23 protein-coding genes and 1 pseudogene are annotated in these 20,681 nt (G+C 67.7%); 13 read left to right on the top strand and 11 right to left on the bottom strand.

What is annotated here, in order from left to right; genetic code table 11:
- Positions 1-76: 76 nt before the first annotated feature.
- The gene (locus ACWDV4_RS09935) at positions 77-697 is read left to right on the top strand and encodes a LysE/ArgO family amino acid transporter (protein ID WP_449976322.1); all 621 of its coding nucleotides are present in this window, start codon (positions 77-79) and stop codon (positions 695-697) included.
- On the opposite strand, the gene darG is transcribed toward ACWDV4_RS09935, so the two are convergent.
- Positions 675-1,235, bottom strand: coding sequence for a type II toxin-antitoxin system antitoxin DNA ADP-ribosyl glycohydrolase DarG (gene darG, locus ACWDV4_RS09930; RefSeq protein WP_449976321.1), 561 nt, complete (start codon positions 1,233-1,235; stop codon positions 675-677). The genes ACWDV4_RS09935 and darG overlap by 23 nt on opposite strands.
- A gap of 138 nt (positions 1,236-1,373) precedes the next feature.
- On the opposite strand from darG, the gene ACWDV4_RS09925 reads away from it, so the two are divergent.
- Both ACWDV4_RS09925 and ACWDV4_RS09920 read left to right on the top strand, forming a co-directional pair.
- Entirely contained in the window at positions 1,374-2,693 is a 1,320-nt protein-coding gene (locus ACWDV4_RS09925) for an AAA family ATPase (RefSeq protein ID WP_449976319.1), read from the top strand.
- A 34-nt stretch (positions 2,694-2,727) separates the two neighbouring features.
- Positions 2,728-3,753, top strand: coding sequence for a hypothetical protein (locus ACWDV4_RS09920; RefSeq protein ID WP_449976318.1), 1,026 nt, complete (start codon positions 2,728-2,730; stop codon positions 3,751-3,753).
- A 21-nt stretch (positions 3,754-3,774) separates the two neighbouring features.
- Here ACWDV4_RS09920 and ACWDV4_RS09915 read toward each other — a convergent pair whose 3' ends face one another.
- On the bottom strand, positions 3,775-6,459 hold the full coding sequence (locus tag ACWDV4_RS09915; RefSeq protein WP_449976316.1) for a hypothetical protein: 2,685 nt from the start codon (positions 6,457-6,459) through the stop codon (positions 3,775-3,777).
- 329 nt (positions 6,460-6,788) lie between these two features.
- Positions 6,789-7,163 carry a cupin domain-containing protein gene (locus ACWDV4_RS09910; protein WP_449976315.1) on the bottom strand — a complete coding sequence of 125 codons (375 nt, stop codon included), beginning with the start codon at positions 7,161-7,163 and terminating at the stop codon, positions 6,789-6,791.
- A gap of 80 nt (positions 7,164-7,243) precedes the next feature.
- Between ACWDV4_RS09910 and ACWDV4_RS09905 the strand changes: the two genes are divergently transcribed.
- Together ACWDV4_RS09905 and ACWDV4_RS09900 are read left to right on the top strand one after the other, a co-directional pair.
- Positions 7,244-7,717 carry a MarR family winged helix-turn-helix transcriptional regulator gene (locus ACWDV4_RS09905; protein ID WP_449976313.1) on the top strand — a complete coding sequence of 158 codons (474 nt, stop codon included), beginning with the start codon at positions 7,244-7,246 and terminating at the stop codon, positions 7,715-7,717.
- Positions 7,718-7,920: 203 nt separating this feature from the next.
- Positions 7,921-8,190 carry a hypothetical protein gene (locus tag ACWDV4_RS09900; RefSeq protein ID WP_449976311.1) on the top strand — a complete coding sequence of 90 codons (270 nt, stop codon included), beginning with the start codon at positions 7,921-7,923 and terminating at the stop codon, positions 8,188-8,190.
- 133 nt (positions 8,191-8,323) lie between these two features.
- Here ACWDV4_RS09900 and ACWDV4_RS09895 read toward each other — a convergent pair whose 3' ends face one another.
- The gene (locus ACWDV4_RS09895) at positions 8,324-9,055 is read right to left on the bottom strand and encodes an SDR family oxidoreductase (RefSeq protein WP_449976310.1); all 732 of its coding nucleotides are present in this window, start codon (positions 9,053-9,055) and stop codon (positions 8,324-8,326) included.
- 262 nt (positions 9,056-9,317) lie between these two features.
- Here ACWDV4_RS09895 and ACWDV4_RS09890 point away from each other — a divergent pair, with 262 nt between their 5' ends.
- The 4 genes from ACWDV4_RS09890 to ACWDV4_RS09875 all read left to right on the top strand — a co-directional run bounded on the left by ACWDV4_RS09890 (position 9,318) and on the right by ACWDV4_RS09875 (position 12,601).
- Positions 9,318-9,608 carry a HesB/IscA family protein gene (locus tag ACWDV4_RS09890; protein ID WP_449976308.1) on the top strand — a complete coding sequence of 97 codons (291 nt, stop codon included), beginning with the start codon at positions 9,318-9,320 and terminating at the stop codon, positions 9,606-9,608.
- Positions 9,609-9,747: 139 nt separating this feature from the next.
- Complete coding sequence (locus tag ACWDV4_RS09885; RefSeq protein WP_449976306.1) at positions 9,748-11,022, top strand: sodium:proton exchanger; 1,275 nt, start codon at positions 9,748-9,750, stop codon at positions 11,020-11,022.
- Between the two features lie 290 nt (positions 11,023-11,312).
- Complete coding sequence (locus tag ACWDV4_RS09880; RefSeq protein WP_449976305.1) at positions 11,313-11,888, top strand: hypothetical protein; 576 nt, start codon at positions 11,313-11,315, stop codon at positions 11,886-11,888.
- 149 nt (positions 11,889-12,037) lie between these two features.
- A complete protein-coding gene (locus ACWDV4_RS09875) occupies positions 12,038-12,601 on the top strand; it encodes a hypothetical protein (protein WP_449976304.1) in 564 nt (187 codons plus the stop codon).
- Positions 12,602-12,705: 104 nt separating this feature from the next.
- On the opposite strand, the gene ACWDV4_RS09870 is transcribed toward ACWDV4_RS09875, so the two are convergent.
- Complete coding sequence (locus tag ACWDV4_RS09870) at positions 12,706-13,866, bottom strand: DUF3103 family protein (RefSeq protein WP_449976303.1); 1,161 nt, start codon at positions 13,864-13,866, stop codon at positions 12,706-12,708.
- A 209-nt stretch (positions 13,867-14,075) separates the two neighbouring features.
- On the opposite strand from ACWDV4_RS09870, the gene ACWDV4_RS09865 reads away from it, so the two are divergent.
- The gene (locus ACWDV4_RS09865; protein WP_449976302.1) at positions 14,076-15,710 is read left to right on the top strand and encodes an LLM class flavin-dependent oxidoreductase; all 1,635 of its coding nucleotides are present in this window, start codon (positions 14,076-14,078) and stop codon (positions 15,708-15,710) included.
- A 56-nt stretch (positions 15,711-15,766) separates the two neighbouring features.
- Here ACWDV4_RS09865 and ACWDV4_RS09860 read toward each other — a convergent pair whose 3' ends face one another.
- Complete coding sequence (locus tag ACWDV4_RS09860; protein WP_449976300.1) at positions 15,767-16,663, bottom strand: NADP-dependent oxidoreductase; 897 nt, start codon at positions 16,661-16,663, stop codon at positions 15,767-15,769.
- Entirely contained in the window at positions 16,660-17,901 is a 1,242-nt protein-coding gene (locus tag ACWDV4_RS09855; RefSeq protein WP_449976299.1) for an MFS transporter, read from the bottom strand. The genes ACWDV4_RS09860 and ACWDV4_RS09855 overlap by 4 nt, the downstream gene beginning before the upstream one ends.
- A 63-nt stretch (positions 17,902-17,964) precedes the next feature.
- Here ACWDV4_RS09855 and ACWDV4_RS09850 point away from each other — a divergent pair, with 63 nt between their 5' ends.
- On the top strand, positions 17,965-18,330 hold the full coding sequence (locus tag ACWDV4_RS09850) for a MerR family transcriptional regulator (RefSeq protein ID WP_449976298.1): 366 nt from the start codon (positions 17,965-17,967) through the stop codon (positions 18,328-18,330).
- A gap of 215 nt (positions 18,331-18,545) precedes the next feature.
- On the opposite strand, the gene ACWDV4_RS09845 is transcribed toward ACWDV4_RS09850, so the two are convergent.
- The 4 genes from ACWDV4_RS09845 to ACWDV4_RS09830 form a co-directional block, all read right to left on the bottom strand.
- The gene (locus ACWDV4_RS09845) at positions 18,546-18,872 is read right to left on the bottom strand and encodes a hypothetical protein (RefSeq protein ID WP_449976296.1); all 327 of its coding nucleotides are present in this window, start codon (positions 18,870-18,872) and stop codon (positions 18,546-18,548) included.
- Complete coding sequence (locus ACWDV4_RS09840) at positions 18,826-19,101, bottom strand: hypothetical protein (protein ID WP_449976294.1); 276 nt, start codon at positions 19,099-19,101, stop codon at positions 18,826-18,828. The genes ACWDV4_RS09845 and ACWDV4_RS09840 overlap by 47 nt, the downstream gene beginning before the upstream one ends.
- Before the next feature lie 10 nt (positions 19,102-19,111).
- Complete coding sequence (locus ACWDV4_RS09835) at positions 19,112-19,375, bottom strand: hypothetical protein (protein ID WP_449976293.1); 264 nt, start codon at positions 19,373-19,375, stop codon at positions 19,112-19,114.
- A gap of 177 nt (positions 19,376-19,552) precedes the next feature.
- Complete coding sequence (locus ACWDV4_RS09830; RefSeq protein WP_449976292.1) at positions 19,553-19,771, bottom strand: winged helix-turn-helix domain-containing protein; 219 nt, start codon at positions 19,769-19,771, stop codon at positions 19,553-19,555.
- 311 nt (positions 19,772-20,082) lie between these two features.
- Here ACWDV4_RS09830 and ACWDV4_RS09825 point away from each other — a divergent pair, with 311 nt between their 5' ends.
- Positions 20,083-20,370, top strand: a complete 288-nt coding sequence (locus tag ACWDV4_RS09825; RefSeq protein WP_449976290.1) for a hypothetical protein — start codon at positions 20,083-20,085, stop codon at positions 20,368-20,370.
- Positions 20,367-20,681, top strand: a pseudogene (locus tag ACWDV4_RS09820) (hypothetical protein); the annotation flags it as partial. The gene ACWDV4_RS09825 and the pseudogene ACWDV4_RS09820, both read left to right, overlap by 4 nt.

Genomic DNA, 20,681 nt, shown 5'->3' with positions numbered 1-20,681 from the left:
CAGCTCGAAAGGCGCGCTCTGAGGCCGGCATTACATGAGCTGGTCTTGATGCGGGGCGCGCACCTACGGTCGGTCGGTGATCACCACACAGTTGCTTACGGCGCTGACCGGCTTCGGGGCTGGGCTCTCGCTCATCGTCGCCATCGGCGCGCAGAACGCCTTCGTGCTCCGACAGGGGCTGCGGCGCGAGTACGTCGGTCCGGTCGTACTGGTGTGCGCTGTCTCGGATGCGCTGCTCATCGTCGCCGGCATCAGCGGCATCGGGGCGATCTTGGAGAGGTGGCCCGTAGTCCTCGACCTCGTACGCTATGCGGGCGCGGTGTTCCTCGTGGGCTACGGCCTGCTGGCGGCCCGACGCGCCTTCACCACCGGGCGGATCGACACCGACCCGGCCGGCGGTCGTACGACGTTGCGGATCGTGTTGCTGACCTGCGCGGCGTTGACCTGGCTCAACCCGCACGTCTATCTCGACACGGTGCTGCTGCTCGGCTCGATCGCCAACACCCACGGTGACCCGGAGCGTTGGTTCTTCGCGATCGGTGCTGTCATGGCGAGCTGCCTCTGGTTCAGCGCTCTCGGTTACGGTGCCCGCCTGCTTCGGCCGGTGTTCGCCAACCCACGCGCCTGGCGCATCCTGGACGCGGCGATCGCAGTCGTGATGGTGACGATTGCGGTCACGCTGGTGACCGGCGGTTGACGTGCACCTGGGTGGCCACGTTCGGGCCGTTGTCGACGGGACCCGGTTTTGCGGTGGCAACCGGCATCTCGGCGGGGGCGAGCAAGCCTTCGGGAGGGAAAAGGAGCACCCGAACGTCTGGTAGTGCATCGAACGCATGCTCGATCATCGGTCGGATCTGGTCCCAGTCAAGTCCTCCGTTGCCGCACCCGAGAGCGGGCACTGCCACGGACTCGATGTCATGCTCCCGTACGACCCGGACCAGGGCGACCAGGCCAGCCTCGATATCGCGGATCTGGGAGGTTGACCGCCAGTGGCCCTTGGTCGGGAAATTGATCACGTAGCGTCGAGGGCCAAGGCGAGCTGAGTCGAAAAGGAACATCTCGCCCAGTCTGACTTCGCCTGCGGTGCACGCCGCTCGGTAGGCCGCGTAGTTGGCGGGATGGGCGCGTTTGAACTGTAGGGCGATGCCCTTGCCCATCACCCCCACGGTGTTGACGGTGTTGACCAGAGCCTCGGCCTCTGCCGTCAGCAGGTCGCCATGGCTGATGATGATCACTTGCTCACCTCCCCGGACCGTATCCGTAGTACCAGCTGGGTCTGACATCAACGTAAGCCCTCGGGATGCCGGCCGACCGTAGGACCTGTCGCAGTCCGAGCGGTAGTGTCCCGGGAGCATGAGTGGGGAGGGGCGAGGTTGCGAGCCGAGTTGACGGTGCCGCCGGGGGTCGAGGCGGAACGGGTGATCACTGCCGTACTGGCCGACCTGCGTTCCGGCAACCACCGTGGGGTGGTGGTCGACTCGCCACCCGGGGCGGGCAAGTCGACCCTGGTGGTACGCGCCGCCGGTGAACTCGCCTCGGCCGGCGAGCCGCTGATCATCATCGCGCAGACCAACGAGCAGGTCGACGACCTGATCGACCGGTTGGCCAACTCCGCCCCCGAACTGCGGATCGGTCGGCTCTCGGCCACCGACTACGTACCCTCGGCCCGCGTTGAGGAGCATCCGGGGGTCCGGGTCGGTGGCAAGGTCGCGGAACTCGGTGGGCCGGCCGTCATCATCGGTACGGCCGCCAAGTGGGCCACCGTCACCGAGGGCTCATGGCCGTGGGCGATCGTGGACGAGGCGTACCAGATGCGCTCGGACGCCCTGTTGCGCGTGGCCAGCCGGTTCGAACGGGCGCTGTTCGTCGGTGACCCGGGACAGCTCGACCCGTTCTCGACCGTGGAGACTGTCCGCTGGACCGGGCTGACCTGGGACCCGATGCAGAGCGCGGTGGCGGTGCTGCTGCGCCACAACCCGGACCTGCCGGTGCACCGGCTACCGGTGTCCTGGCGACTGCCCGCCTCGGCAGCCCCGGTGGTGGCGGCGGCGTTCTATCCGTTCACCGGGTTCCGGGCCGGCACCACCGAGACCGACCGGGTGCTTACGTTGACCGAGCCCGGCCCGGGCGATGCGTTGGACGCGAGCGTGGAACTGGCGGCCAGCACCGGATGGGGCTGGTACGAGTTACCCGCCCGATTCGTACCCCGTACCGATGCGGAGGCCGCCGCGGCCTGCGCGGCGTTGGCGTTGCGGATCCTGGACCGGAAGGCGGTCGCGGTCTCCGAACGTACCCCGGAAGGCGCGCCGGTCACCGCGGACCGGATCGCGATCGGGGCCGCGCACCGCGACCAGGTTGCGGTGATCCGGTCGCAGCTCGGCCCGGCCGGCGCGGACATCACCGTCGACACCGCCAACCGACTACAGGGCCGGGAGTACGACGTGACCGTCGTGCTGCACCCGCTCTCCGGTCGTCGGGACGCCACCGCCTTCCACCTGGAGTCCGGGCGGCTCTGTGTGCTCACCAGCCGGCACCGGCACGCCTGCCTGGTGGTGGCCCGGGGCGGCATCGCCGAACTGCTCGACGCCCACCCGTCCACCGAACCGGTCCACCTCAACGTCCCGGTCAAGTTCCCCGACGGTTGGGAAGCCAACCAGGCGATCCTGGCGCGGCTCCAGGCCCACGCCAGATAGCATGACGGACTTGGCCATCGGGGGAGGAGCCATCATGAATCGTGTACTGCGGATATTGGCCGTAGGCGCCGTGACGCTGACCGCGCTGGTCGGCTGTCGAGAGTCGAACGTGGATCCGGCGGGTGCGGCCAAGGTGAGCCCGGGTGCCACCGATCCCAGCCAGGTCGCCGAAGCGGCGGGCCTGGGCAGCGGGGCGGGCAGCGGAGGTCTCGACCCGAACACCAGCAACGTGGCGGCCACCGGTGGACCGACCACCGCACCGAGCGGGAGCACGACCGGAGCCAAGCCGTTCCCGACCGGGGGTGCCGAGGTGGTCCGTACCGCCGTGCCGGTCGAGGACTACCACGCCCTGTTCAACCAGGCGGTTGCCGCCAAGTACCGGCCGACCTGGCTGGACGGCTACGACGTGGCGGGCAGGACGTACTTCAACGTGGTCTTCCGGCCGGACAAGGGCGCTGCCTGGTACGAGTACACCGAGATGAGCGCCAGCGGATACCAGAGCCGGCACGACACCCTCAAGGCCAAGGGGTTCACCCCGGTCTTCGTGGAGAGCTATCTGCACGGTGGCCAGGTCCGTTACGCCGCCATCTGGGAGAAGGGGGCCGCGGAGTACTACGCCTTCCACGGTCTCACCGCCGACGCGATGCAGACGAACTTCGACGCGAAGGTGAAGGCGGGCTTCACCCCGGCGCAGGTGTCCGGGGTCACCGTCGGCGGTAAGACGGTCTTTACCGGGCTGATGACCAAGCGCAGTCTCGGCAAGTCCTGGGCGATCCGGTCCAACCTGACACCAGCCACTTACCAGAAACTGTTCAACGAACTCACCGCCAAGGGCATGGGGCCGGCGTACGTCAACGCGTACACCGTCGACGGCGCGGTCCGGTTCGTCGCGACGTTCGCCGCAACCGCGAACACGCCGTATCAGGCCCGGCACAACCTGTCCGCCTCGGCGCTGGCCAGTCAGCAGGCCACCCACACCAAGGCGGGCTATCGCACCAGGGCCATCGCCGGGTACGACTCGAACGGGTCGGCGGCCTTCATCGCCATCTGGGCGAAGTAGTAGCCGACGCGGCAATCTGGATCACGGGCGCTGCTGGATGTCGACCGGTTCGCTGGCCGACACCGTCAGCCCGGCCTCGGCCAGGTGCTCGGCGACCCGTCGCCACCGGGCCGCGTGCCGGTTGCAGATCTCGCGGGCCTGTCCCTCCAGCAGCTGCCCACCCCGCAGGTCCCGATTGCACAACTCGGTCCGGTCCCGGTGGCTGGCTTCGTATCCTCGCCTCGCGAACTCGATCTCCACCGACCGGATCGTCCGGTCGACGCTGTCCATCCGGTGCTGGACAAGTTCCTCGATTGGCCGCGGAGACCGCAGGTCGTCACCGTCGAACTCATCGGAGCCGGCCATGACCACGTCATCGAAGCCGGGCACCGCTGGCGGGAAGGTCGCCTCGGCTAGCTTGGCCGGGTCGACCGCCTCCCGGACCAGCTGGATGAAGTCCGCCCGGTCCCGCCAGTAGCGAGCCCGGTCCCGGGCAATGCGTTCCAACACCTCCCAGGTCCGAATGTTCACCCCGAGCCAGTCGATGATCTGATGGATGTCCGTCCCCTCCGACTGGCGGCCGCGTCGATGCCAGGTCTGTTCCAGCAGGACCGCGCCCTCGCAGAGGAGTTCCTTCACGTACGCCGACATCCGCAGGTTGATTACCTTGTCGGGACGGGGAAAGAAGAGTTTCAGACTCGGGTACTCGTCCCGTTCGAAGTGCCAGAACTCTGGCTGGTGCCGTAGTGGAGCCAGATCCGGATCGCTGCTGACGATCCAGGCGCGCAGTCGGGCGGCGACTCCGCTCTCCGTACAGGCCAGGGAGGCCCGCAACTGCTCCACCGCCTTGCAGGAGAGCTGCTCGATCGAATCGCAGTCCGCTGGCCCCAGCGGCCGGTTCGACACGTAGCCGTACAGGGCGAACCCGTAGGTGCACGCCGCGTTGTAGTAGTCGTAGGAGCTCAGGTGTGGCCAGCGCAGCCAGCGTCGCTGCGCGCGCCGGATCGCCCGGTCCAGGAGTTCGACCGAGGGCGGCCAGCTGACCGTGATCGCCTGGGCCCGGCGGCGGGCGGTCCGCCGCCACCAGGGACGCAACGAGCCGCCTTGGCCGAAGACCGGAGCGGGGACGCCGGCCCCGTCCAGCCGGGCCGGTCGCCAACCCTGGTGCCGCCACTCGTACAGCGCCTTCGACAGGCGCAGCGGGGCCCAGACGTCGCGGGCGAGGCGGAGCACCGTACGGGTGGCGACGGAGCGCGTACCTGGCACCAGCCGGGCGAGCAGGACATCCTCGTGCAGCCGGTACATCTCCTGGGCGGCAGCGATCTGGAGTACGACCCGAGCCGCCTCCGGCGACTCCGCCAGCACCTGCCGGAGCCACTCCTTGGCGGCCTGCTCCTCAGCCGGCTCGCCGGGCCGCTGGTCAATCCGCTGGTCAATCCGCTGGTCAATCCGCTCGCCGGCCCGCTCGCCAAGCCGCACGTTGGCTTGCTCGCTGGCCGGCTCGCTGGCCGGCTTGGCGAACGCCGCCGCCACCGGCCAGTACCGGTCGACGAAGGCCTCCTGTAGTCGCTCCCGCATCTGCCGATGGACCTTCGCCCGTTCCCCCACCGCGTCCTGCGCGAACCAGTGTTCGATGGTGCGCTCAGAGTAGGCGAGCGTGCAGGCGTACTGGTATCGAAGCTGAATGGACTCGCGGCGCCGGACCACGTAGCTGAGGAAACCGAGCAGGTAGCGCCACGGGTGGCGCAGCCGGCGACGCCGGGTGCTCCACAGATGGTCGGAGTAGCGCCCGGTCAGTTCGCCGATCGCGAGCGCCCCCTGGTACGTGTCCAGCGCGTCGAGGAAGAGGCCGAGGTCCTCCTGGACGCTGGCCACCATCAGCCGTAGGTCGGCGTTGAACGGATCGCTGCGCAGGGCCCGGGCATAGCTGAACAGCGCGGCGTCCAGTTGCCGTCGGTCCTGTGCCTTCTTGCCCTCGTTGTACGCCTCGAAGAGGTCCGCCGGCAGCTCCCGCCCCCGCCACTTGCGCCACGGCGCAGTCTTGGCGAGCCGGGTCACCGGCAGCACCGTCGCCAGCACCCAGTACGCCGTCTTGCTGGCCGCCTCGTCCCAGTCACGCCCCCACTGGGTCGTCATGGCGCTGCGCCCACCGCCGAGGAACGAGGTGACCGTGGCCGAAATGCCGTACCTGGGTTCCTGACGGCGGATCTGGAGCGCGCCGGTGACCAGGTAGCCGGTCCGGGGCCACATTCGGGGCAGCGCCTGGAGGGCGAGCAGAATCGCGTTGGTCGACGTGACGTCCATCTTCGCCGCGACGTCGAGGAAGCCTTTCGGTGGTGGGTCGGCCGGTCCGGCGTACGGCGGGTAGATCTGGGTTTCGGACAGGTGCCGGCACAACTGGCTCTTCACGTCGTCGACCGGCGCTCTCTCGTCCGGGGTGGCGTTGGTGAAGGCGTGTACGTCCACCGGGCCGGGCAGGTAGGCGAGCCGGGCCATCTGCCAGTGCCGCCAGGCCAGGAAGCAGACGATGGCGAGCACCACGAAGCCGACCCGTTTCCACAGGTCGATGCCGTTGCGGACGAACAGCGCGTCGAAACCGTCGAGGATCGACACGACCGGCGTGCCGTGCCACCAGACGCCGGTCGCATTGCCGGCCCGATAGAGGGCGGCGAGCACCGCCGTCGTGGTGGCCAGGACCATCAGCCGCCAGAGCCAGATTCTCGGCATCGGCAGTGGGGCCGGCGCGGCACGCGAGTCTCTCCGGAGGCGGTGGGGTGTCCGCTCATCCCACTGCCGGGATCGTTGTCTGCTCTTTGACGCGCTCCTGGTCCGGTCTGCCATCTCGGCCGCCGATCGGTTCTGCTCCGCCCTGTCGGTGCGTGTTGACCTCTTACCATCAGGCTAGGGAGCGCTCCCGGCAAAAATGGCAAGACGGGAGAAACCACCCGTCCCACCGCTTTACCCCCTCCCCACAGACCTCAGAGATGTAAGGAAGGGCCCCTTCTTATCGCTTTTTGCATAGGAAGGGGCCCTTCCTAACACCCAAGCCGGGGTGGTTACTGGGCCCAGGGCAGTTGCCGCGGCTCGTCGTTTCCCGGCACGAAGGCCTGGCCGCCGATGGGCATGCAGACCAGTGCCTCGACCGGCCCTTCGTCGACGGTGACCTGGCGTACGACGCCGGCGGGCAGGACGGCGGCCTGACCGGCGGACACCGTCCGGGCTGTTCCGTCGACGGCGATCGAGACGGAGCCGGTGAGCAGCATCCACACCTGTTCCCGGTCGATCGAGTGCACCGGTCCCTGCCCGTCGGGTGCCATCCGTACCCGCCAGGTGCTCAACTCGGTGCTGCCCTGGGTGGGCCCGGCGAGGGCGGTCATCACGCCGCCCGGGGTCGTCGTCGTACGGTCCTCGGTCTCGCTGATCACGATCATGACACTCCTGAGTCAAGTGGCTTTACTCGCTACGGAAGGGATGAGTAAAGCCGCTTGACTTGCATGTGTCAAGATGAGGTATGTCCAGTGGTGATCCGCTTGAGCGCACCGAGTTCACTTTCCTGCTCGGGCTCGGCTTCCAGCTTGTCCTCGGCGAGTTCAACCGCCGGCTGGCCGAGGTGGGCTATGCCGACTTGCGGCCGGTGCACGGGTTGGCGTTCCAGGCGTTACGCGGGCCGGGTATCACCAGCACCGAACTGGCCGATCGGCTGGGGGTCACGAAACAGGCCGCCGGGCAGATCGTCGACGACCTGGAGAAGCGCGGATACGTACGACGGGAGCCGCACCCGGACGGCGGCCGGCGCCGGCTGGTGGTGTTGACCGAACAGGCCCTCGACCACCTGACCGTCGCTGGACAGGTGTTGCATGGACTGGAAGCCGAACTGGCTGGCCAGCTCGGCGACGCGAACCTGGCCGGACTGCGTACGGAGTTGGCCCGACTGGTCCGGGAATTGGCTGGCGACCGGCTGCCGCCGTTGCGACCGGTCTGGTGAGCGCCTACAAGGGGAGCGTCTACGGGGAGTGGTGGGGCGGCTGACCGGGGCACAGCAGTCTACTTGGGACTTGTGGGCGAAAAGGGGCGACTCGCCGCGAGCACTGTGTGTCCGTTGCCCTCTGTCGACAGTCCGGTAGCTTTCCGTCAGTCGATATGCCGGTCGCGCTGCGGGCGGCTGGTCTACGCGCATGGAGGTCCGGCATGACCGCTCCCCGGTGGGTTCTGCACCTGCCCACGAAGCTGACCTCGCTCGATGAGGCGACCGCTCTGGCCGAACGCCTCCGCGACGCGTTGTCGCACGTAGCGGCCATCGACTTCAATGCCGCAACGCTGTCGGAGAAAGACCGGCTGATGGTCCGCCATCAGGTCTTCTGTGGCACTGCGTTGCCCGACCAGGGTCGCTGCGGGCTCCGCCATGAACACCCTGGCCCGTGCGCCGCACTCTCCGAACCACGGCGTACGGCGCGATGAGCGCGACCGGTGGTCAGAGCGGCGCGATGAGCGCGACCGGTGGTCAGAGCGGCGCGATGAGCGCGACCGGTGGTCAGAGCGGCGCGGTGAGCGCGGCCGGCGATCAGATCAGCGGGGTGAGCGCGGCCGGCGATCAGATCAGACCGCCCGCTGCGATGAGGTTCTGACCGGTCATCCAGCGCCCGTCCGGCCCGAGGAGGAAGGCCACCACGTCGGCGACGTCGGCGGGCTGGCCGAGCCGCCCCAGCGGGGTCATCTCCTCCGCCATCCGCAACCCCTCCGCACTGTTGGTGCCGCGCAGCAGGTCGGTGTCGGTGGTGCCGGGGGAGACCGAGTTGACCGTGATGCCCCGGCCACCGAACTCGCGGGCGGCCACCCGGGTGAACTGCTCCACCGCAGCCTTGCTCGCCGCATAGACGGCGACCCCGGGGCCGGCCAGCACGGTGTTGCCGGTGGAGATGCTGACGATCCGGCCACCGTCGCGCATCCGTCGCGCGGCCTGCTGGATGGCGAGGAAGGTGCCCTTGGCGTTGACCGCCATGATCCGGTCGTAGTCCGCCTCGGTCACGTCGACGATCAACGCGGGTACGGCCATACCGGCGTTGTTGACCAGGATGTCCAACCCGTCGAGGTGTTCGTCGGCCGCCTCGAACAGGGCGACGACATCGGAGACCACGCCGAGATCGGCCCGTACCGGGATGGCACGTCCGTCGGACTCGGCAGCCACCTGCTTCGCCGCGGTCTCGTCCTGCTGGTACGTGAACACGACGGTGGCACCGTCCGCCACCAGTCGGGACACGATCGCCCGACCGATACCTCGCGAACCACCGGTGACGATCGCGCCCTTTTCGTTGAGCTGGCCCATGCTGCCCCCGTCCCCATCGTTACTGAAGGGTATTGATCCCATCACTGAAGGTGCCGGTAGGCAAGAGGGCTGAGACGGTACGGTCGAGCCCGGTCGATTTGACGAACCGGGCAAGAGCGGGCAACGTAGGGCAGGACGGCCGTTGACCTGCCCATCTTTCCGACAGAACCCAGCCGTACTTCTGAACCCTCCCACGTGGTGCTCGAAATCGGGCTGATCAGCCTGTGCCGGGTGACCGCTACGAGAATCCACGAGGAGTTTCATGCTTACCTTGACTGAGAACGCCGTGCTCGTAATCCGTGATCTGACCGCCCAGCAGGCAGCACCGGAAGGTGCCGGTCTGCGGATCGCCACCGATACCGCAGCCGGCTCGCTGACGTTGGCGATCGCCGAGCAGCCGGTCCAGGGCGACCAGGTGGTCGACGAGTCCGGCGCGCGGATCTTCCTGGACCCCGAGGCAGCCCAGTTGCTCGACGACAAGGCGCTCGACGCCGCCGTTGACGCCGAGGGCACCGTGCAGTTCGGCTTCGCGGAGAGCCCGCGCCTGGTGTGATCGTCCGGCTGGCCGCCCGAGCCAGGGCGGCCAGCCGTCTTCGCGTACCCATCGCCCGTCATCGCTTGGCGATGCGCTAACTCCTGGGTAAGTTCCCCGTTCCGCCCGCCGTTGGCGGCCCGGTGGGGCAGGCTCGGCGATGACAGGGGTGGTGGCGGCTGTGCGGGTGGGACTCGACGTCACGCTTTCCGGCCCGGCCACACTGGTACGGGTCGGGGCAGCGGTAGCCGCCGCGCTGCCCGCCATCGTCGTACGGTCAATGGGCCTGAAGCTGCCCTCGGTGGCCGCGATGGTCGTCTTCGGTGTGGCGGTGCTCGCCTCGGTGGCGTTGCTGATGTGGGCCGCCGAGGTGGTCCGGGTGGATGTGCCGGGCACCGTCGCGTTGGCGCTGCTCGCGCTGGTGGCGGTGCTGCCCGAGTACGCGATCGACATCTACTTCGCCTACCGTGCCGGATCTGATCCGGCCTACGCCGCCTTCGCCACGGCGAACATGACCGGGGCGAACCGGCTGCTCATCGGGGTGGCCTGGCCACTGCTGGTCGTTTTCGCCATCTGGGCGGTACGACGACGCGGGCGACCCGGTGACCGCACCGCCGTACGACTTCGACCCCACCGGCGGACCGAGATCTTCTTCCTTGCCGTGGCCACCGCGTACGCGCTGGTCATCCCATTGACCCGGCGACTGGCCTGGTACGACACGGTGGTCCTGGGCGGGCTATTCGTGCTCTACCTCTGGCGGATCCGGCGGGCCGAACATGCCGAGGAGAATCTGGTCGGGGTGGCGGCGACCCTGGCCCACCAGCCGGACGTCCGGCGGCGGATCACCGCCGGTCTTTTGTTCGTCGCGGCGGCGGTGGTCATCCTGGCTGCCGCCGAGCCCTTCGGCGAGTCCCTCATCGCGGGCGGGGTCGCCCTCGGTATCGACGAGTTCCTGCTGGTCCAGTGGTTGGCCCCGGTGGCCTCCGAGGCCCCGGAGGTGATCGTCGCGGTCGCGTTCGCGCTGCGGGGGCGCGCCGATGACGGCCTGGGGGCTCTGCTGGCCGCCAAACTCAACCAGTGGACCCTGCTGATCGCCTGCCTGCCGATCGCCTTCCTGCTCGGTGGCGGCGAGCTTGCCGGGCTGCCCCTGGATGATCGGCAGGTCGAGGAACTCCTGCTCACCGCTGCGCAGACCATGCTTGGGGTCGCGATCCTGGTCGACCTGCGAATCACCCGGCTGGAGGCGACCCTGTTGTTCGGCCTGTTCGCCATCCAGTTCGCGTTTCCCACGCCGACCATTCGCTATCTCATCGCCGTCGTGTACGTGGTACTGGCCGTCGGGTTGCTGATCCGCCGTCGACATCACCTGCCCGAGCTGCTCGCCGTAGCCCGCTTTGATGTTAGGAAGGGCCCCTTCCTATACAGAAAGCGATAGGAAGGGGCCCTTCCTAACACCCGAGGCAGGGGCGGGCGGGATTGAGCAGGGCTGATCCGGCCGACCCATTTGGTGGATTTCGCTTGGGGGTGGAATGTGTCCATTCTGGTCGGATGCAGCCATATGACGGAACGCCGGGACCCCAGGAGCCGTGGCGGCAGGGTGCCCCTCCACCGCAGCAGCCCGCGCCGGGCTCCCCCTCTTCGTCGTACCCGCAGGGATATCCACCTCAGCAGCCGTCTCCAACCGGCTACCCGGCCCAGCCCATATCTGGCTATCCCGCCCAGCCCGTGCCCGGCTATCCCGCCCAGCCCGTGCCCGGCTATCCCGCCCAGCCCGTGCCCGGCTACTCCGGGCAGTCGCCGCACGGTTACCCGCCGCCGGGTACGCCGCCGCCGGCTCCACCACCGGCGGGCACGCCGAAGTCGGGCGGTAAGGGCTGTCTGATCGCGGTGATCGTCGCGGTCGTACTGCTGGTGTTGTGTGGCGGTGTGGCCGTGGCCGGTGTGCTGCTGCTGGGAAACAGTGACGACAGCAGTAGCAGCGAGACCAGCAGCCCCAGCCTCAGCCCCAGCAACGACATGGGCAAAGGCGGCAACAGCGGCGGCATCAAGGTGCGGATGGAAGCGAGGGCGGACAGCGGCACCATCGCGATATTGAGTTGGGTGAGCGGTGATCAGAAGGGCGCGGAGAGCAACATGGCCAGTCCGTGGATCAAGGAGATCGGTGTTTCCAGTGGAGATCTGGTGTCCATACTGATTACTGGCCGTGGGTACGTAAGTTGCAAAATTATCTCGGGTAGTGAGGTAAGGGCGGAGCAGCGGAGTACCGATGGCACCGTACGCTGCGAAGCGCTTGTGAAGTAGTGCCGGTGACGCTCGGCTCGTACGTGGTCACGTTCGAATGTCGAGCTCTTCCCGGGCCGCGCTCAGGAGCCGCCGTTGCGCCGGTTGAGAGGGGCAAAGCACCTTTTCAGATGTTTCGCCGGAGAGCGACATGTGTCCACCATGGTCGGATGCAACCGTATGACGCGACGTCGGGACGCCAAGAGCCCTGGCAGCAGGGCCAGCCGAGTCAACCGGGTGATCCGGCGCAGCCGGTAGCCGGGTATCCCGGCCAACCGCAACAGGGTTATCCGGCACCCGGGCCGCCGGGTATGCCTCCGGTGGGTATGCCTTCGGCGGGTAAGCCCAGATCGGGCGGCAAGGGCCTGCTCATCGGGGCGATCGTTGCCGTCGTACTGCTGGTGTTGTGTGGCGGTGCGGGAGTGGCCGGGGTGCTGCTGCTACGGAACAGTGACCGTGGCGGCGTCGACGGCGGGGGTAGCACGGTACGTCTTGAGGCGACCTCGGACAACGGCAGCATCGCGCTCGTCACCTGGAGGACCTCCAACGACGTGGGAACGGAGCCAGGGGTATCCAGCCCTTGGAGCAGGGAGGTAGACATCTCCGGGGAGACCGAGGTGTCAATGGTGGTCACGGACCCGGGGACCATCACTTGCAAGATCATTCTTAACGGTACGGTCAGGTCGGCGAAGCAGGTCACCGATGGGATCGTGATCTGCTCCGCTCAACTGTAATAGCGGAGTACCGGTGCCGGCCGGATCGCGAAACGTCGCTGACCGGCCGGCGATGGCGCTTACCGGGCCCGGTGGTGATGCTTACCGGGCCTGGAGTTGAATCCTTACAGGGCCTCGACGAAGTACGGCGTCACGGTCATCCAGCCGTTGCCGGCCGCACCGTTGAGCCGACCACTGCTGGTCTTGGAGAGGGTGTACCAGGAGTCGACGTAGTCCGGGTCGTCGACGTACCACGAGGTCGGAACGGCTTCGAGGATGGCGTTCGCCAGCGGGATGTACATGCCGCCGTCGACGATCGTCAGCAGGGCGGTGACCAGGGCCGTGATCAGCGTCTGGTAGTTGGTGTCGCCGTCGTCCTCCATCATCACGATGTCGGCCAGGTTGTACTTGTACCCGTTGAAGTGGACCAGGAGCTGGTTCGGGTAGTACGTCTGGTTGGCCTTGTCGAGGTACGGCATCTGCACGGCGTCGATCTTGACCTTGCCGTCGAGGCCGAAGCCGCCGACGAGGTTGAAGATCTCGGCCTTGCCCTTGATCCAGGGCTCCTTGACGTCAGCGACCTGGATAGAGGTCACCTTGGTGGCCCAGTAGCCGGTGGCGGTGGTGCCCACGCTGGTGGCGCTGGCGGTAGCCGAGGTGGTGACGCTGGCCGACGCGCTGCCGATGCCGTTCGCGGTCAACGTGTTGCGGAGCATGTTGAGGCCCATCGGCAGAGCCTTGGCCGCATCCACCTCCACCACGAGGACCGGCCGAACGGGCAGCTGCATCGGGTCGAGCTGGACGGCCTGGCCGGTCGGGTCGTACGCGGTCACGCTGGTGATGGCGTCGTCGTTCGGGACGGCCGCGACGAGCGGCGTGATGCCCTGGGCGAGGGCGTCGCCCATCTGGGGGTCGGCCACCCGGAGCTGGAGCAGGGAGCCACTGGTGCTGGGCAGCCCCTTGGCGGCGAGCACCTCCTGGTTGGCGGTCCGGATGGCGGCAGCCAGGGTCGTACCGGGCTCAATGGTGGCGAGGTCGAGCGAGGCCTGGGCAACGGCCGGCACGATTCGCTGTCTGGCGCTTGGGTTGGCCAGTGTGCTGGCGACGTCCCGGGCAATCCGGTCAGTGATCGAGAAGACCTGACCGGCGGTGGGAGTGGCGACGAGGCTGGTCGCCGATGGCGCGTCGGCCGGTCGGGCGTACGCCGGGGTGGCGATTGCCGCGGTCAGGGCCGCGGTCAGGCCCAGTGACAGGGCGGTGTTGCGGAAGGTCCGCGATGGATACACGGGTGCTCCTTTGTGGATCGGGACGCCGGTCGTACCGGCACTCGAAGTGATCAAGGGACAGTGTTATATCGAAGACCGGGAGATCGTCAATGGGCGGGGTGGGGGAAGTTCGGATGGCGGGCGATGAAGGGAACCTTCTGTTGCTAAACCATCCGCATGGCATATGGTTGACATAGTCATGTATTGCGCCGGGTGAGGAGGCCATGCTCGTGGCGGACCATGGTCACGACCTGCTGTTCGGCACCTTCCTGACGCCGAGCGCCGAGCAGGCGCAGCAGGTCGTCGAGCTGGCGCAACTCACCGAGCAGGTCGGTCTGGACCTGGTCAGCGTCCAGGACCACCCCTACCAGCCGAAGTTCCTGGACGCCTGGACGCTGCTGTCGGTCATCGCTGCCCGTACCGCGCGGGTGACGGTGCTGCCCAACGTCGCCAACCTGCCGCTCCGCCCGCCCGCGCTGCTCGCCCGGTCAGCGGCCAGCCTGGACATCCTCAGCGGCGGTCGGGTCGAATTGGGCCTGGGCGCGGGCGCATTCTGGGACGCCATCGTCGCCCAGGGCGGACCCCGGCGTAGCGCGGGCGAGGCGGTTACCGCCCTCACCGAAGCGATCGAGATCATCAGGGCGCTCTGGACCCCGGGCCGAGGGGTACGCCTCGACGGCGAGCACTACACCCTCCGGGGTGCGAAGCCCGGTCCGTTCCCGGCGCACGACATCGGGATCTGGCTCGGGGCCATCAAGCCACGCATGCTGCGGTTGACCGGTCGCGTCGCCGACGGCTGGCTGCCCAGCTCGTCCTACGTGCCGCCGGAGCAGTTGACCGCCGCCAACCAGCTCATCGACCAGGCGGCGACCGAGGCCGGTCGGTCCCCAGCAGCGGTACGCCGCCTCTACAACATCGTCGGCTCGTTCAACGGCGACGGTCGCGGGTTCCTCCAGGGGCCGCCCGCCGTCTGGGTCGAGCAGCTCGCCGAACTCACCCTCGACGAGGGAGTCAGCGGCTACATCCTGATGGCCGAGTCCGCCGACGGCATCCGGCGGTTCGCCGCCGAGGTCGCGCCGGCCGTACGGGAACTGGTCGCCGCCGAGCGCGCGGCGAGTTCGTTGGTCAAGAGCGGATCCGGTACGCCGACCGAGACAGTCACGGAAGTGCCTGGTACGCCGACCGAGGCAGTCACGGAAGTGCCTGGTACGCCGACCGAGGTGGTCACCATCGCGCCGGCTCCAGCGCCGGTCAGGCGTGCCGCCGAAGGGCTCGCCGTGACCCCGACCCCAGACGACGGGGTACGGTTCAGCACCGAGCGCCCGTGGGACGAGAGCGACCGCCCGACGGGACCGGACCCGGAGTCGGGCCGGCGGTACACCCGACACGAGCAGGCATCCGGTCAGCACCTCGTCGACGTGCACGACCACCTGCGTAGCGAGCTCGCCCAACTGCGCGACATCGCCGACCAGGTCGCGGCCGGAACGATGGACGTCGGCGCGGCCCGGTCACACCTGAACACGATGACGATGCGTCAGAACAACTGGACGCTGGGTGCCTACTGCGAGTCGTACTGCCGGGTGGTCACCACCCACCACACCATCGAGGACCAGGCGCTCTTCCCACATCTGCGTCGGTCGGACCCCCGGCTCAAGCCGGTCATCGAACGGCTGGAGCAGGAGCATCACGTCATTCACGGCGTGATCGAACGGGTCGATCAGGCGCTGGTCGCCCTGGTGACCGCCCCCGGCAACATGACGGAGCTACGCGCCGCCATCGACCTGCTTACCGACACCCTGCTGTCCCACCTCGCGTACGAGGAACGGGAGCTGGTCGAACCCCTGGCCCGCCTCGGCTACCGCTGAGCTATCCCTGCACGAGACCGCCGACCCCTCGGTTCGTGATCGTCGTGGCCTTGCTGTCACATCGTGATGACGATCTTTCCGGTCAGTCCGCTCTTTTCGAATCGTTCGTGTGCACGGCGGATGCGGGTCAGGGGATGCTGTTCGGCAACGCGGAGGGTGAGCGCTCCGGTGTCGACGAGTTCGACGAGTGCACGCAGGCCAGCCGGGTCGTGGCGAACATAGTTGTGTTCCGCGCCGGAGGCCTTTTCAGTGAGTGCAGTGGGAATCTCCTCGTCGCTAACGGTGACCAGCCGGCCACCGGTATGCAGTAGTCGTGCGTCGAAGACGCCTGCGGTGTCGAAGATGGCGTCGAACTCTCCCAGCGTGCCCGGATCGGCAGAGACGTTCGTTGCGCCGAGTGCCCGGGTGACATCTACGTGCTCGGGTCGGGAGACAAGGCCGCTGACCTCGATACCGTCGGCGGCGAGCAGTTGTACGGCGATACCGCCGACGCCACCCGCAGCACCGATCACCAGTATGCGTTCCCCGACGCGTGGGGAGAGGCGGTGGAGGGCCTGCTGAGCGGTGAGTCCGGCGAGAGGAAGTGTTGCGGATGTGGCGAGGTCGACCGATTGAGGCGCTGCGACCAGGAGCGATGCCGGTATGGCGACGATTTCCGCCCAGCTTCCTCGTCCCGCAGACGGAGGGTTCAGGGCGATGACGTGATCGCCGGGCCGCCAGTCGGTGCCGGCAGGGGCGTCCAGGACGATCCCGGCAATGTCCCAGCCGAGCGTGGCGGGGAAGCGATCGACCTGCTGGACCGTGCCCGGGGTGCGGGTCTTAACGTCGACCGGGTTGATGGTTGAGGCGACCACGGCGACGAGCGCCTGGTCGGGTCCGGCCTGTGGCGCCGGGATCTCGTTCACTTCGAGGACCTCTGGGCCGCCGTAGCCGGTGATCTGCGCGGTTCTCATGCGAGCTGCTCCTCTTTTCCATCTTCTTGGTTCTTGTGGCCATCGGGGTGCGAGGCGTTGTCGGCGCGGGTTCTGGCGCGTAGGGCGAATCCGGCCAGCAGCAGGCCGAGTGCGGCGAAGGCGGCGCCGCCGAAGCCGCCCCAGCGCAGCAGCCCGGCAGCCATGCCGACCCCGCCGAGTGCGGAGCCGATCGCGTTGGCGAGGTTGAACGCTCCGACGTTGACGGCCAGCGACAGGCTGGGGGCGGCACCGGCGTGGCGCAGCAGCAGGGTCTGCAACGGGGCGATCGTCGCCGTGGACAGCAGACCCAGCACGAGGGTGAGGATCACCATCGGCACGGGGTGCTCGGCCAGCAGGGGAAACACGGCGAGGCTGACCACGAGGGCGATCAGCACGCCGCGCAAGGTCGCGTTCAGCGAGATGTCGGTGAGTCGACCGGCGATGAGGTTGCCGGCGAAGCCGCCGGCACCGTAGGCCAGCAGCAGTGCGGGGACCAGGCCTGCGGCCAGGCCGGTGATTCCGGTCAGCAGTGGGACGAGGTAGGTGAAGACGACGCCGACGCCGGCGAAACCGAGGATCGTCGTCGCCACCGCCAGAAGGACGGGCCCGCGAAGCAGAGAGCGGACCTCGTCGCCCACGCCCGTCGTCGGGGCCGGGGTGCGTGGCATCGTCAGCGCCAGCAGCACCACCCCGAGCAGCGCGACCACCGCGATGATCAGGAACGGCAGCCGCCAGTTTGTACCGCCGCCGAGCAGCGCCCCCAGCGGCACGCCGAGCATGGTCGCCACCGTCAGCCCGGAGGCCACGATCGCGACCGCCTGCCCCGAGCGCGCCTGTCCCATCACCTGGGTCGCAGTCACCATGGCGATCGCGAACAGTGTCGCCTGCGCGCATGCCGCGACGACCCGGCCGGCGATCATCCAGACGAATCCAGGTGCAGCAGCAGTCAGGATCGTCCCGACCACGAACAGCATTCCGAGACAGAGAACCAAGCCCTTGCGCGGCAGGCGAGCGGTCACCACAGTGACGAGCGGTCCACCGATGGCCACGCCCAGGGCATAGGCGGTCACCGTCTGACCGGCCGCAGCGACGCTGACCTGGAGGTCGTCAGCCACTTGGGGCAGCACGCCGGCAACGAGGTATTCGGCGGTGCCAGTACAAAACACCAGCATCACGAAACCGGCCAGGACCACGCCCGGCCGTACAGTATTCGGGGAGACAGATCGAGTAATGCTCACCCTGCTAGGCTGAACCTTCACATCAATGAGAAGGCAAACGGCCAGTACGGAGAGGCGCGTCACATGCGGATCTCAGAAGCGGCCCGGCGAACCGGCATTCCCGCACGGCTTCTTCGCTACTACGAAGAGCAGGGACTCCTGCATCCTCAGCGGAACACTTCCGGGTACCGCGACTACTCCGACGACGACCTCGCCGCCGCCAAGCGCATCAGGCAACTCCTCGACGCAGGCCTGAGCACCGCCATCATTGGCGTCGTCCTGCCCTGTCTGACCGAACGCGCCGGGCAACTCGTCCCTATCTGCTCTGAGCTGGTTGACGACCTGCGCCGCGAACAGACCCGCATCGTCACCGCCATCGACGCGCTTGCCGCCTCCCGCGACGCCATTGGCAAAGTCATCGCGGCTGGCGCACCGACACGAACGCCGTAGCTTCGGCGAGCCCGACTACATCGCCCTGCTCGACGAAATGCTGATTCGACGGGCCGGGATCAAAGGTCTGCCCAACCGGAGGCGGCCCCGTCCGAAGCACGAGACGCCGACGGCCACAGCGTGGCGGGTATGCGAAACTCCAGCGATGGTCGTGACGGCCGACTTCATCTTCTCCCTGGTTGGCGAGGGTTTGGTGAGCCGGCAGCCAAGGACGGTCACATGTACTCTGCTGCCGTTTCCTCGACGTCCCTGATGAATTCCTCAAGATGGACCTCAGTTAAGTTGGCGTCTTGAAGAAGTGTGCCGAGGACGGCGATTTGAACGGAGAAAGCAACTTCGGGATCGATATTGTCGATGAGATGCGCTTCTCCTAGGACGGCGCGGATCATGCCTTCCATCTCTAGCGCGGGAAGAGTTTCTCCCTCTTGGTATCGTGCCCGGGTTTCCGTTACGAACTGAGCAATCTGCTGAGGGGTTTGATTGCGAAATCGTCGTTCAACGGCAAGGGCGAAAGCTGCACTGATTAAGACGGACGTCGGCATGGTCAACCGCTTCTTCGAACCGGCGGGTCGTTTGATCGACCTCTCGGGCGGCAGCGGTCAGTGCAGTCAGGGATTCTTCGACCTCGTCAGCGTGGCTACCGTCCACGGTGTGGCGGGCGAGTTGGCTGGCCTCGGCTGCCTCGCGCGCGGCCTTCTTGAACTGGATCTCGCCTTCGGTGCTGGCTTGGATGCCGGCCCGGATAACGGCCTTGACGTCGCGGATGCTCATGGGCTGGCGATCAGCCGAGGATGCCGATGTATTCGCGAGCCGCGCCGGAGCTGCCCTGGATCAGGGCGGCGGCCTGACCGAGTTGTTGCTTGGTCTGCTCGGCTCGGGCGATGGCTTCCGCGATTTTCGGGTGGCCTGTGCCGGCCGCAACGACTCGCAGGCGATTGATCACCTGCTCGGTATTCTCGGCAGCTGCCTGGATCTGCCTGACGGTGACGTTGCCCTGCTCGGCAGCCTGGGCGAGTGCCGCCTTGACTTCTTCGATGCTGGCCATGCGTCCCCTCCTGTTCGCCACCCGAGGAAAAAGTTGGGTGGACAGGCGTGTGGCGAGAGGCGACGGAATCGTCGCCATCTCTGCGTGGTCAGTCGAACCTAGCGGAAGCGACCAACCGGTCGCAGTCCGAAGAGTGCCCGAATGGGCGGTGCGGCTGGCAGGCCCTTTCTGGAACAGCTACTTCGGCTCGGCAACGAAGACGCCGACGCCTTCGAGGGTTTCGGTCAGGCCGGTTGCGCGCAGGATCATCATGGCCTTGCCGACCACGGTGTCCGAGACCCCGTAGTCCTTGCAGAGTTGAGAGCGGCTGGGCAGTTTCGTGCCCGGTGGCCACTCGCCTGAATCGATCTTCGCTCGCAGCTCGTCTGCGAGTGCTTGGTATTGCTGCTTGGGCATACACACTCCCCGGATGGCACGCCCATTCGATCACGTCCGACCTCCAATCTCAACCAGTTGCACGTGAGGCATTGACCTACAACCGGATTGTGGGTTCCCTTGGAACCCCCCGGATGGCACCTGGGTGTTCACCTCCGGTTGGGGCGGGTGGCATGTGCGGGTTGCCCGCCCCGACCCCCGTTCGTTGCTGTGCGCTGTCACTCCCGTCCCCCGGGTTCCCTCCTGGCAGCGTGGGCGGCCCGGCCCCTGCGGCAGGGTGCCGGGCCGCCCCTTCATCCCCCTGTGAGCTGCGGAAAGGGCGGTCTGATCCCGTGGATGAGGTACGGAAGGTCGCGCCGGTCGAATCGGCGCGGTACGTGGCGCATCTGCCGTTCACGGCACGCGACCTGAGTTCAGCGCTGATCTTCACCAGGACCCTGGTGCGGTCGCTGGCGTTCCTAGACGAGCTGGACGGCGGCGAAGCGACCGTCACGCACGAGGACGAGCAGGACCGTCACCACCGGATCCTCTGCGAGCTACTGGTCGCCAACGGACGACGCTGCGAGCGCCGACCGGACCATGAGGGGTCGTGCCAACCTCGGGGTGGGCTGCGGTCGTGACCGAGTTGTTCTCACCGCCCGTGGTGGTCTGTGACCACTGCGAAGGGCTGGCCAAGACACTGAACCTGTGCCGGTGCGTTGGCTGGGGCGACCGTTTTCTGATCGATACGGAGGCGGACGACCAGGGGGCCGACGGTTGCGCCTATCGGGGGTGCGAGTTGTGCGGGGGCAGCGGCTACGTGGCCCAGAACTGCAGCTACTGCGGTCGGACAGGTCAGCGGCGGGCGCAACTGGTGCTGACCGTGGTCAACGTGGACACGGCCGCAGCCCACCCCGAGGTTGGCACGACCCCTCATGGTCCGGTCGGCGCT

The organism is Micromonospora sp. NPDC003197 (assembly GCF_053590565.1).
Note: the sequence above shows the minus strand (reverse complement) of the source record. Positions and strands in the feature narration are given on the sequence as shown.